11 protein-coding genes are annotated in these 12001 nt (G+C 71.0%); 7 read left to right on the top strand and 4 right to left on the bottom strand.

The annotated features are described in order from the left end of the window. Positions 1-47 precede the first annotated feature (47 nt). The gene (locus ACFLIM_RS46005; RefSeq protein WP_393176426.1) at positions 48-584 is read left to right on the top strand and encodes an NUDIX hydrolase family protein; all 537 of its coding nucleotides are present in this window, start codon (positions 48-50) and stop codon (positions 582-584) included. A gap of 2 nt (positions 585-586) precedes the next feature. Here ACFLIM_RS46005 and ACFLIM_RS46000 read toward each other — a convergent pair whose 3' ends face one another. From ACFLIM_RS46000 to ACFLIM_RS45985, 4 genes are all read right to left on the bottom strand, one after another. Then, positions 587-1105, bottom strand: coding sequence for a peptidoglycan recognition protein family protein (locus tag ACFLIM_RS46000; protein ID WP_393176424.1), 519 nt, complete (start codon positions 1103-1105; stop codon positions 587-589). 121 nt (positions 1106-1226) lie between these two features. Beyond that, positions 1227-2843, bottom strand: coding sequence for an arylsulfatase (locus ACFLIM_RS45995; protein ID WP_393176422.1), 1617 nt, complete (start codon positions 2841-2843; stop codon positions 1227-1229). A gap of 57 nt (positions 2844-2900) precedes the next feature. Beyond that, on the bottom strand, positions 2901-3791 hold the full coding sequence (locus ACFLIM_RS45990; protein ID WP_393176420.1) for a sulfotransferase family protein: 891 nt from the start codon (positions 3789-3791) through the stop codon (positions 2901-2903). A 64-nt stretch (positions 3792-3855) separates the two neighbouring features. After that, complete coding sequence (locus ACFLIM_RS45985; protein WP_393176418.1) at positions 3856-4743, bottom strand: MurR/RpiR family transcriptional regulator; 888 nt, start codon at positions 4741-4743, stop codon at positions 3856-3858. 100 nt (positions 4744-4843) lie between these two features. Between ACFLIM_RS45985 and ACFLIM_RS45980 the strand changes: the two genes are divergently transcribed. Genes ACFLIM_RS45980 through ACFLIM_RS45955 form a run of 6 tightly spaced genes read left to right on the top strand, consistent with a single transcriptional unit; the run spans position 4844 to position 11990 of the window. Next, the gene (locus ACFLIM_RS45980; RefSeq protein ID WP_393176416.1) at positions 4844-6394 is read left to right on the top strand and encodes an ABC transporter substrate-binding protein; all 1551 of its coding nucleotides are present in this window, start codon (positions 4844-4846) and stop codon (positions 6392-6394) included. Further along, positions 6394-7347: an ABC transporter permease gene (locus tag ACFLIM_RS45975; RefSeq protein ID WP_393176414.1), complete on the top strand. Its 954-nt coding sequence runs from the start codon at positions 6394-6396 to the stop codon at positions 7345-7347. The genes ACFLIM_RS45980 and ACFLIM_RS45975 overlap by 1 nt, the downstream gene beginning before the upstream one ends. Then, entirely contained in the window at positions 7344-8171 is an 828-nt protein-coding gene (locus tag ACFLIM_RS45970) for an ABC transporter permease (RefSeq protein WP_393176412.1), read from the top strand. The genes ACFLIM_RS45975 and ACFLIM_RS45970 overlap by 4 nt, the downstream gene beginning before the upstream one ends. Continuing rightward, positions 8168-9331, top strand: a complete 1164-nt coding sequence (locus ACFLIM_RS45965) for an anhydro-N-acetylmuramic acid kinase (protein WP_393176410.1) — start codon at positions 8168-8170, stop codon at positions 9329-9331. Before ACFLIM_RS45970 ends, ACFLIM_RS45965 begins: the two co-directional genes overlap by 4 nt. Further along, positions 9328-10401 carry a serine hydrolase domain-containing protein gene (locus tag ACFLIM_RS45960; protein WP_393176408.1) on the top strand — a complete coding sequence of 358 codons (1074 nt, stop codon included), beginning with the start codon at positions 9328-9330 and terminating at the stop codon, positions 10399-10401. The genes ACFLIM_RS45965 and ACFLIM_RS45960 overlap by 4 nt, the downstream gene beginning before the upstream one ends. After that, complete coding sequence (locus tag ACFLIM_RS45955; protein ID WP_393176406.1) at positions 10398-11990, top strand: ABC transporter ATP-binding protein; 1593 nt, start codon at positions 10398-10400, stop codon at positions 11988-11990. The genes ACFLIM_RS45960 and ACFLIM_RS45955 overlap by 4 nt, the downstream gene beginning before the upstream one ends. Positions 11991-12001 lie beyond the last annotated feature (11 nt).

Raw genomic sequence — 12001 nt, 5'->3', positions numbered from 1 at the left:
GGTGGGGCGTGACCAGTACGGATCACGCAGGGACGTACGATCAGCAGATGACCGAAAAGACCGAAACCGCGCCTGGCTGGCTGGCTCCGGAAGAACTGGAATCGGTGCGGGGCCAGATGCCGATCCTCTACGTCGACGCCGTGCCGGTGCGGGTCGACGAGACCGGCGTGGTCACCCGCGTCGGCCTGCTGTTGCGCATCGCATCAGACGGGACGGTCAGCCGGGCGCTGGTCTCGGGACGGGTGCTCCTCCACGAGCGGATCCGTGACGCGCTCATGCGCCACCTGGAGAAGGACCTCGGCCCTGTGGCGCTCCCCCGCATCCCCGTCTCCCCGCAGCCGTTCACCGTCGCCGAGTATTTCCCCGCGCCCGGCGTCACCCCGTACCACGATCCGCGCCAGCACGCCGTGTCCCTGGCCTACATCGTCCCCGTCGCCGGTGACTGCCGGCCCCGGCAGGACGCGCTGGACCTGGTGTGGTTCACGCCGGAGGAGGCGGCCTCGCCGATGGTGCAGCAGGACATGCCCGGCGGGCAGGGGGTGCTGCTGAAGCAGGCGCTCGCCCACGTCGGCTGCCTGCCCTGAGCTCAGGGCCGTTCGGCGCCTCTGCGCACCCAGCGGTAGAGCGGGTCGCCCGGGCACGAGGTGTCGTAGCCGTCCCGGTGGCCCTTCACCTCGCGCCCGGCGTCCCCGTGCTCGCGCAGGTATTCGATGGCGTCGACCAGGGCGTTGAGCAGGTCGTCGTTGGGCTCGGTGAGCCCGGAGCTGCCGACGAGGGCGAGCACCGCGTAGTGATCGGCGTTGAGCCCGGCGCCGTTGGCGGCCGGGAGCGCGTGCGGGCCGCGGCCTATGAACGTGCGCCGGTGGGGGCAGCACACCATGTTGTAGCCCAGGTCGATGTACGTCTCGCCGCGGCCGCCCGACATGTGCATGCGCTGGATGTCCTGGACCAGGTCGACGCAGCGGTCGTGGTTGCCGGCCTCGGCGAGATCGGCGGGGACCTTGCCCCCGGTGTAGTGGATCTTGACGCCTCGGGTGGAGGACAGGCGCGTGTAGCCGGCGCTCGGCTTCTTCGCGTGCCACTCCGGGCGGGTGATCAAATTCATGAGTTCCTCTCCTGAACGGATTACTCTAGCCACCAGAGTGTCAACTTTGAGTAGCTGCGTCATCACTCTTTGTCACTAGAGTGACGTGCCGTCCAGGTGAGGCCTCCCGAGCCTGACCAGGTCAGGGGGCTCGGCGGAGGGCGAGCCGGGCCTTGCGGAAGACGTGCGACCTGCCGTCCGCCTCGAAGTCGGCCCGGACCACGATCCGGTCCCGGTCGCCCGCGCGCACGGCGAAGCCGACCGCGATCGCCGTTCCCGGGTCCACCTGCGCCACCGTCTCCGCCCGCGCCTGGCGCGGCCCGTCGAGGCCCAGCCTGACCTCGCGCCACGGCACCGACGACCCGTTGTGCAGGGTCACGACCACCTGGCCGCTCGTCAGCTTCGTCTTCAGCCCGTACGGAGTCCGCGGGTCAGGGCCGATCGACTCGTCGAGCCTGGCCGTCAGGTCGCCGGCCAGGTCGGGGCGGTCCGCGGCGAGGTCCACGCGCTCACTCGGGTCGGTGGCCAGGTCGTACAGCTCGATCCGGCCGTCCGGTCCGGCTCCGGAGATGTGCGGGGCGAACCTGACCAGCTTCCAGCGGCCGCGGCGAAGCGCCTGGGCCTTGCGGGGGCGGTTCCACACCAGGTGGTCGTGTTTGGGGGCGCTCCGGCCGGTCAGCAGGCCGCGGAAGGAGAGCCCGTCGAGGTTCGCGGGCACCGGGACCCCGGCCAGGTCCGCCAGGGTCGGCAGCACGTCCCAGGACGCGACCGGCTGTTTCACCACGCGTGCGGGTAACGCCGGCGACCAGGCGATCAACGGCACCCGGATACCGCCCTCGTACACGTCGCGCTTGTCCCCGCGGAACGGGCCGTTGGAGTTGAACAGCTCGGGTGTCACGCCCTTCTCGCTGTGCGGGCCGTTGTCGCTGGTGAACAGCACGAGCGTGCGCCTGGAGACGCCCGCGTCGCGCAGCGCGCGCACCAGCGCGGCGACATCGGTGTCCAGCCGGGCGACCTGCGCGGCGTGGCGGCGGTTCGGCCCGCTCCACGGCCGGTGCTCGTACGGGCCCGCGTCGCCGGGGATGACACTCGGCGAATGCGGCAGGTTGGTGGCGAAGTAGAGCAGGAACGGATTGTCGTCATCCTGCTGGATGAAGTCGATCGCCCGCTGGCGGAACAGGTTCGGCGCGTACGTCCGGCCGTCGAGGGGCACCTTGGCGCCGTTGTGCCACAGGTACTTGGGGAAGTACTGGTGGGCGTGGGCGTGGCCGATGTAGCCGAAGAACTCGTCGAAGCCGCGCGCGTTCGGGTGCGACGCCTGCCCCGCCCGGTCGGGTCCGAAGCCCCACTTGCCGATGCAGGCCGTCCGGTAGCCGGACAGCTGCAGCAGCTCGGCGAAGGTCACGTCGGCGTCGGTGAGCGAGAGTTGCGGCCCGCCCTCCGGGTTCTCGCGCACGGTGCCGTGGCCCGCGTGCAGCCCGGTGAGCAGCGCGCAGCGCGACGGCGCGCAGAGCGGCGCCCCCGAGTACGCGGTGTCGAACCGTACGCCCTCGGCCGCCAGCCGGTCCAGGTTGGGCGTGCTGATGAGCCGCTGTCCTTGGCTGCCTATCTCACCCCAGCCCAGGTCGTCGGCCAGGATCACGACGATGTTGGGCCGCGCGGGCAGGCCACCGGCTCCCTCTGCCTGCGCGGCCGTGGGCATGGCGAGGCTGGCGAGGGTTCCGGCGAATAAGGCGCGGCGCGAGGGCGCGTTGATCACGAAGTGCAACCTATCGGAGCCCCAGGCGAATGGCGGGTAAATCGCCGGCGAACTCTGTCACGGCTGGATGTAGTCCCACAGGCGGCAGATCTGGCGCAGCTCCTCGGGGATCTCGTCGGGCGCCGGCAGGGGGCGGCCCGCGACCACCGTGCCGGTGCGGATCTTGTCCCGCCAGTCGCCGATGCCCTTGACGAAGCCACCGTGGTCCTTTTTCCCGTAGTTCAGCATCGCGGGCTCCCATTCGAGGCCCAGGTACAGGCACAACCGGCGCAGCTCGGCCTCGGGGTCGGCGACCAGGGCCTCGTACCTCATGGTGTGGCCGTCCAGGTGGGTGCGGGCCTCCTCGAGGTAGGTCATGTAGCTCATCGTGCGCGGCACCGCCTCCTCCATCGGCCGCTTCTCGGGGTCGGCCTCGTGCCAGGACTGCACGATCGACATCGGGTGGCGCAGCAGGAAGACGAAACGCGCGTCCGGCCAGCAGGTGGCGATGCGCCGCCAGGCGAACACGTTGCTCGGCGTCTTCTCCGCCAGGATCGGCTTGCCGCTGCGGCTCAGCTCGCGGTGCAGCAGCCGGTCCCAGACGAGGTGCTCGATGTCGCTGTGGGTGTGGCCGAGCAGCTCCATGGCCTGCCGTACGGGTTCGGTGCCCAGGCCGACGGTCATCCGCCTGAAGTGCGTCTCGATCGGCGAATGCACCCGCGAATGGCTGTTGAGCATGACCCGCAGCAGCGTGGACCCGGAGCGTACGGACGAGAGCAGGAAGACCGGCTCGCGCAGCAACCGGTCGTGCGCCGGGTCGACGGGCGGGCGCACCACGTCACCGGGCAGCCGCTGGAGCTCCAGCGGCGGTGGTGGCGGCGGTTTCGGCGGCTCCTTGCGCAGCCGTCGCTTCAACGTGTATCCCGTCAGGCCCTCGAGTGTCGCATTGGCCCGGTACCTCCAGCTCATGGGGCTACAAGGTAGAGATGGCCGGTGAACCCCAGGTGAATCCGGCCTGTGAACATGACCTGTCTCATGTGCGTTTGTGAATGACGCGGTCGTGCACGACCGCGTACGTGTTGCGCAGCGCCGCCATCGACTCGTCGTAGGAGGCCTGCGCGACGCCGGTGAACAGGCAGTCCACCACCATGAGCTGGGCGATGCGGCTGCCCAGCGCGCCCGAGCGGAACCTGGTCTCGCGGGCGGCCGTCGTGAGCGTCACGTCGGCCGCGCCCGCCAGCGGCGACTCGCGGAAGTTCGTGATGGCGACGGTCGAGGCCCCCGACTTGCGGGCGATCGCCAGGAACTCGACCGTGTCCACGGTGGCGCCGGTGTGCGAGACGGCCACCGCCACGCACGCGGAGTCCAGCGTGGCCGCCGACGTCCAGGCGGAGTGCGAGTCGTGCCAGTTGATCGCGGTACGTCCGATGCGCGACAACTTCTGCTGCAGGTCGAGCCCCACGAGCGCGCTGGCGCCCACGCCGAAGCTGTCGATCCTGCGGGCCGGCAGCAGCAGCGCCACCGCCCGGCCCAGCGCCCCCATGTCCAGCGCGCGGGCCGTGTCGGCGATGGACAACGTCTCGTTCATCGCCACCTTGGAGACGATGCCCGCCAGGCTGTCGTGCCGGTCGATGTCACCCGACACCTCCGGCATGCTCGACCTGGTCAGCTCCTCCCGTGCCACCGCCCTGGTCAGGTCGATCCTGAAGTCCTTGTAGTGGGCGTACCCCATGCGCTGGTAGAAGCGCACCACCGAGGTCGTCGAGGTCGCGCAGCGGGCGGCCAGCTGGGCGATGGACAGGTTCGCGGCGGCGGCGGGGTCGCCCAGGAACTCCTCCGCGATGCGCCGCTCCGACGGCCGCAGCGCGGGCATGGCCGCGCGGATGCGGATCAGTACGGTTCCGGCGTCCTCGCCCATCATCACCCATCCCCGCAAAGGAAATTTAATACCCTGATGGTAGGGTCTGCGTAATTTTATGACCCCGGTAAATTTTATGACTCACTGCCTTCAGGAGACCACCATGCCCCGTGGCTCGTTCTCCGCGATCGGCGCCGCCGCGGCGCTGACTGTCGCCCTCACCGGCGCCCTCACCGGCTGCTCATCCTCCTCCCAACCCGCCGCCGGCGCCGGCGCGCAGTCCGGCGGCACGCTCGTGGTCGGCGTGACCTCCGACCCCGACACCCTCTTCCCCTGGAAGGCCACCCAGTTCCAGGCCGTGAACGTGCTGCAGAACCTGTACGGGACACTGACGGAGTTCGACAAGGACCTCAACGTGGTGCCGGGTCTGGCCGAGTCGTGGCAGGCCTCCGGCGACGGGAAGAAGCTCACGCTCAAGCTCCGCCAGGGTGTCACGTTCAGTGACGGCAGCGCGTTCGACTCGCAGGACGCCAAGTGGTCGCTCGACCAGATCATGGACGAGAAGACGGCGGCCGTGGCCAGGGCGTCGTTGTCGTCGGTGAAGTCCGTCGAGGCGCCCGACCCGGCCACCGTGGTGCTCGACCTGACCGGCCCCGACGCCGCGCTGCCCGCCAACCTGGCCACGGTCAACATGGCGATGCTCTCTTCCGGCGACACGGAGGCGAAGCTCAGCACCGACCCCAACGGCACGGGCCCGTTCACCCTGCGTAACCGGCAGGCGAGCCAGTCGATCACGCTGGCCAGGAACGACAAGTACTGGGGCGGCGAGAAGCCGAAGGCGAGCGCGATCGAGTTCCGCGTGATCCCCGACGAGTCGTCCATCGTGGCCGCGATGCAGTCGGGCAACGTGCAGCTCGCGGTCTTCAACGACCCGCTGGTCGCCCAGACCGCCGCGGCCGGCACGATCAACGTCGCCAAGACGCCGCAGCTCAACTACCACGTGCTCCAGCTCAACGCGCAGCACGGCGACCTCAAGGACGTCAACGTGCGGCTGGCGATCCAGTGCGCGATCGACCGCAAGCAGGTGCTGGACACGGCCGCGCTCGGCGAGGGCGAGGTGACCGGGCCGATCACCGCCCCGGCGTTCAAGTCCGACCCTCAGCAGCGTCCCTGCCCCGGCCGTGACCTGGCCAAGGCCGCCGGGTACCTGGCCAAGGCGGGCAAGGCGGGTGGGGTGACGGTCAAGACCATCGTCTCCCAGGGCGAGTACGCCACCTCGGTCAACGAGGCCCAGAACCTCAAGGCGCAGCTCGCCGAGGCCAAGATCAACCTGGAGCTGGAGGTGCTGGAGTCGGGCGCGTTCGTGGACCGGTGGGGGGCGGCCGACTTCGACGCGGCGGTCGCGCTGAACGGCGGGCGGCCCGACCCCGACGGCTCCTATGGCCGCTACTTCACCAGCAAGGGCAACTTCAACAAGGTCGCCGGGTACAGCTCCCCCGAGCTGGACAAGCTGTTCGCGGAGGGCAAGGCGACGACCGACCAGGCCGCCCGCAAGGCGATCTACGACAAGGTGTCGGCCCAGTTGGAGGACAACGCGGTCTGGATCTGGTTGTTCTCCGGCTACACCTACACCGCCACGACGGCCGGCGTGCAGGGGTTCGTCCCGATGGCCAACGGCTCGCTGCAGTACCTGCGTACCACGTCCGTCGGCTGATGCGCGGGCTCGTACGCCGGGTGGCGGGGACGGTGGGGACCCTGTTCGGGGTGGCCGTGTTCGTGTTCGTCATGCTCCGGGCGATCCCCGGCAACCAGATCACCGCCGGGCTCGGCACCGAGGCCGCCGCGCTCACCCCGGTCCAGCTGCAGGCCCTGGAGCGGTACTACGGCCTGGACCAGCCGCTGTTCACGCAGTTCTTCTCGTGGCTGGGCAACATGTTCACGGGGAACCTCGGCTACTCGGCGCGTAACCAGCAGAGCGTGCTGGACCTGACGCTGCACTCGCTGCCGGTGACGTTCGAGCTGGCGGTGTTCTCGATCGTGCTGGCGCTGCTCATCGGGGTGCCGCTGGGCATGGTGTCGGCCTCGAAGACGAACTCCCCCAGGGACGCCGTCGGCCAGGCCGTGAGCCTGGCGGGGTTGTCGGTCCCGGCGTTCCTGCTGGCCACGACGCTGCTGTCGATCTTCGCGGCGTCGTTCGGGTTCAACCCCAACGGGCAGGGCTTCGCCACGCTCTTCGAGGACCCGCTGCTCAACCTGCGGCAGATGCTCCTGCCCGCGCTCGTGCTCGGCTTCGGCATCGCGGCACCGATCCTGCGCACCACCCGGACGGCGGTGCTGGAGGTGCGCTCGAACGACTTCGTCCGCACCGCCCGCGCCAAGGGCGTGCCGGAGCGGCGGCTGCAGGTCAGGCACGTGCTCGGCAACGCGCTCGTGCCGATCGTGACCATGACCGGGCTGCAGTTCGGCTACCTGCTGGGCGGCGCGGTCGTGGTGGAGCAGATCTTCTCGGTGCCGGGCATCGGCAGGCAGGTGTTGCTGGGCATCCAGCAGAAGGAGTACGCGGTGGTGCAGAGCACGGTGCTGGTGATCGCGCTGGCGTTCGTGCTGGTCAACCTGCTGACCGACGTGCTCTACAGGCTTATCGATCCCCGGGTGAGGGCCTCGTGACCGCCCTGCGGCGCAGCCCGGCCGGGGCGGCGGGCGTCGTCATCCTCGTGCTGCTGGCGGTCGTGGCGGTGTTGTCGTACCTCGGGTTGCTGCCGTACGACCCGATCGCGCAGCATCCGCCGTCGCGGTTCCTGTCGCCGTCGGGGGCGCACCTGTTCGGGACCGACCAGTTCGGCAGGGACGTGTTCTCGCGGGTGGCGGCCGGGGTGGGCAACTCGGCGCTCATCGCGGTCGTGGCGGTGGCGTTCGCGACCGTGGTGGGCACGCTGGGCGGGCTCGTGTCGGGCTTCTACCGCGGCTTCGCCGACGGCGCGATCGGCGGGGTGACGAACGTGCTGTTCGCGTTCCCGCCGCTGCTGCTGGCGCTGTCGCTGGCGTCGGTGCTGGCCCGCAACTGGTTCACGGTCGCCGTCGCCATCGCGATCGTGTACGTGCCCATCTTCATCCGCGTCACCCGGGGTCCCGTGTTGTCGCTCAGGGAGATCGAGTACGTGCGGGCGGCCGTCTCGACCGGCCTCAGCCGCTGGCAGATCATGTTGCGGCACGTGTTGCCGAACATCACCTCGATCGTCGTCATCCAGGTCGCCCTGTCCCTGTCGTGGGCCGTGCTGACCGAGGCGTCGCTGAGCTTCCTGGGCCTGGGCACGCCGCCGCCCGCGCCGTCGCTCGGCTCTATGATCTTCGAGGCGCGCAGTCTGGTGTTCGTGGCCCCGTGGACGCTGGTCGCGCCGGGCGCGGTCGTCGTGCTGCTCGTGGTGGGCCTGAACCTGCTCGGGGACGGCCTGCGCGACACGCTCGATCCGCGGAACCGGGGGAAACGATGAGAGTTCTTGGAATGATCTCGGGCACGTCGCACGACGGGATCGACGTGGCCGTGGTGGAGTTCGAGCCGGCCGGGACCGTGCTCGAAGGCCGGCTGGGCCACACGGCGAGCACGCCGTACCCGGCCGAGCTGCGAGCCCGGCTGGTCGGGGCGCTGCCGCCCGCGCCGACGACGCTCGCCGAGGTGTGCGTGCTCGACACGCTCATCGGGCAGAGCTTCGCCGCCGCCGCCGCGGACGCGATCGCGCTGGGCGGGCCCGTCGATCTGATCGTGTCCCATGGGCAGACGGTGTTCCACTGGGTGGAGGGCGCGCACGCGCTGGGCACGCTGCAGATCGGGCAACCCGCGTGGATCGCCGAACGTACCGGGGTGCCGGTGTTGTCCGATGTGCGCATCCGGGACATCACGGCGGGCGGGCACGGGGCCCCGCTGGTGTCGGTGCTGGACGGGCTGCTGTTCGGCGCGCACGAGGGCGGGGCGGGGGTGCTCAACCTGGGCGGCATCGCGAACATGACCGTGGTGCGCGGGGGCTCGCTCCACGCCTACGACATCGGCCCCGCGAACGCGCTGATCGACGCCGTGGTGACCAGCAGGGGGCTGAACGAGCGAGGATTCGACGAGGACGGCAGGATCGCGGCCTCGGGGCGGGTGGACGCGCGGCTGCTTGAGGTGCTGCTGGACGAGCCGTACTACGGGCTGGCGGCGCCGAAGAGCACCGGGAAGGAGCTGTTCCACCTCGGGTACGTGGAGGCGGCCGTCGCCAGGGCGGGGCGCGCGATCCGCGATGCCGATCTGGTGGCGACGTTGACCGAGCTGACCGTGCGTACGGTCGCCAGGGACGTGCTGGCCGCCGGGGTCGGCGCGCTGGTGGTCTCGGGTGGCGGGTGCCGTAACCCGGTGATCATGGATGGGCTGCGGGCGGCGCTGCCCGGCGTGGACGTGGCGCTGTCCGACGACTACGGCGCGCCCGCCGACGACAAGGAGGCGATCGCGTTCGCCCTGATCGGCTGGCTGACCGCGCACGGCCTGCCGGGCACCGTGCCCGGAGGGACGGGCGCCCGGGCCGCCCGCGTCCTCGGCACGCTGACGCCGGGCGCCGGGCCGCTGGTCCTGCCCGCGCCGATCGCGGAGCCGCCGCGCTCGCTGGTGCTGACCAGATGAGCCCGCTCGGAGCGGCGTCCTCTGGCGAGGCTCACGTGAACACCCCCGCCGGGCTGGTCATGGCCGCGCGCACACCCTGGTTCGACCTCACCGAGTGCACCGGCCACCGGACCGTGCGCTGGGAAGGCGGCGAGCGGGTCGGCGACGCGCCGATGACCCTGGACACCCACCACGACCTCGCCTCGGTCACGAAGGTCGTCGCCACCACGACGGCGCTCATCCGCCTGGTGTCCGACCGGCTCGTGGACCTGGACGCGCCGCTGAGCGCGTACCTGAGGCGGTCGTACGAGGCGATCACCGTGCGGGACCTGCTGCTGCACCGGGGCGGGTTGTGGGAGTGGTGGCCGCTGTACATCCAGCCGGAGCTGCCGCCCCCGCGCTACCGGCCCGGGCGCGGGCGGTACTACTCCGACCTCGGCTTCGTCCTGCTCGGCCGGATCGTCGAGGCCGTCACCGGGCTGAGTCTGGACCGGGCCGTGACCGAGCTGGTCACCGAACCGCTCGGCCTGCACGCGACCACGTATGCCCGCCCGGCGGGCCCAGAGGTGGCCATGAGCGCCCCGGACGACCGGGTCGAGATGACCATGCTCGACACCGGACGGCCGTACCCCGTCCCCTACCGCAGCGCCGACTTCGCGCGCTGGCGTCGCGAGCCGGTGCTCGGGCAGGTCGCCGACGGCAACGCCTACCACGCCTTCGACGGCGTCTCCGGGCACGCCGGGCTCTTCTCGACCGTGCCCGACCTGCTGCGATACGGCCTCGCGCTGTCCAGGTACGAGGAGCACGACGAGCTCTGGCGGCCCGAGGTCGCCAAGGAGTTCTTCGCCCCGGGCCCCGACCCCGAGCAGGCGCTCGGCTTCCGCAGATACGCCCTGCAGCTCGGGGACGAGACCGTCACCGTGCTCGGCCACCCCGGCTACGTGGGCTGCGCGGTCGGGTTCGTGCCGGGCCGCGACGTCGCGCTGGCCCTGGCGAGCAACCGCCTCCTCGTCGAAGGCGCCCCTACGCCCACCGACGATCTCTGGAACGCCCTGCTGCAGGCCACCACCCAACGATCGAGGACCGCATGACCCCGCTGCTGGAGATCCGTGACCTCTCGGTCGCCTTCCGCACCCGCAAGCAGGACGTCACCGTCGTCAGGAACGTCTCCATGGAGATCCTGCCCGGCCAGACCGTCGCGGTCGTCGGCGAGTCGGGCTCTGGCAAGACCACCACGGCGGCCGCGGTCAACCGGCTGCTGCCCGGCAACGGCCGCATCACCGCCGGCCGGGTGCTGTTCGACGGGCGCGACCTGGCCCGGGCGAGCGAGCGCGAGATGACCGCGATCCGCGGCGCGGGCATCGGTCTGGTCCCGCAGGACCCGATGTCGAACCTCAACCCGCTCATGCGCATCGGCGACCAGATCGCCGAGGCCCTCGAAGTGCACGGCGTCGCCACCGGGAAGGCCGCCCGGGCGCGCGTGGTGGAGCTGCTGGACCTGGCGGGCATTCCCGACCCGGCGCGGCGGATCGGGCAGTACCCGCACGAGTTCTCCGGTGGCATGCGGCAGCGGGCGCTGATCGCCATGGGGCTGGCCTGCCGGCCGAAGCTGCTGATCGCAGACGAGCCGACCTCCGCGCTGGACGTGACCGTGCAGCGGCGCATCCTCGACCAGCTCGGACAGCTCACCGCCGAGATGGGCACGGCCGTGTTCCTCATCACGCACGACCTGGCGCTGGCGGCGGAGCGGGCCGACGTGGTGGCCGTCATGTACCAGGGCGAGATCGTCGAGACGGGACCGGCGGCCGGCATGCTGGCCGAACCGGGGCACGAGTACACCAGGCGGCTGCTGAAGGCCGTACCGAGCCTGTCGTCCGTGCGGTTGCCCGGGCCGCCGCCGCGTGCGGCGGAGGACCTGGTGGTGGTGGAGGGCCTGCGCAAGGTGTTCCCGATCAGGGGCACCGGCGAGGAGCTGGCGGCGGTGGACGCGGTCTCGTTCAGCATCCCGCGCGGGCGTACCGTGTCGATCGTGGGCGAGTCCGGCTCGGGCAAGTCGACCACCGCGAACCTGCTGCTCGGCCTCGACGACGTCACCTCCGGGAGCATCCGCTTCGACGGGACGGACCTGGCCCGGCTGGGGAGGCGGGAGTTGTTCGCGTTCCGCAGGCGGGTGCAGCCGGTGTTCCAGAACCCGTACGCCTCGCTCGACCCCCGCTACACCGTCGAGAAGTCGATCGCCGAGCCGCTGCGCGTGCACCGCGTCGGCACGGCCGCCGACCGGCGCAAGGCCGCGGCCGAGCTGCTGGAGAAGGTGGCGCTGCCCGCGTCCATGGCCGAACGGCTGCCGCACGAGCTGTCCGGCGGCCAGCGGCAGCGGGTGGCCATCGCCAGGGCGCTGGCGCTCTCGCCCGAGCTGGTCGTGCTCGACGAGGCCGTCTCCGCGCTCGACGTGCTCGTCCAGGCGCAGATCCTGGAGCTGCTCGCCGAACTGCAGCGGGAGCTGGGACTCAGCTACCTGTTCATCAGCCACGACCTGGCCGTGGTACGGATGATCTCGCACGCGGTGCACGTCATGCGCGACGGGCGGATCATGGAGAGCGGCACCGCCGACGAGATCTTCGACCACCCGGCGGACGACTACACCCGCGAGCTGCTGGCGGCCATCCCCGGCAACCGGTAAGTTGGAAATCC

It is taken from the genome of Nonomuraea marmarensis (assembly GCF_043197025.1).
Classification (GTDB): Bacteria; Actinomycetota; Actinomycetes; order Streptosporangiales; family Streptosporangiaceae; genus Nonomuraea; species Nonomuraea marmarensis.
The sequence above is the reverse complement of the archived record's forward strand: the minus strand, read 5'-3'. Positions and strand labels throughout refer to the sequence as shown.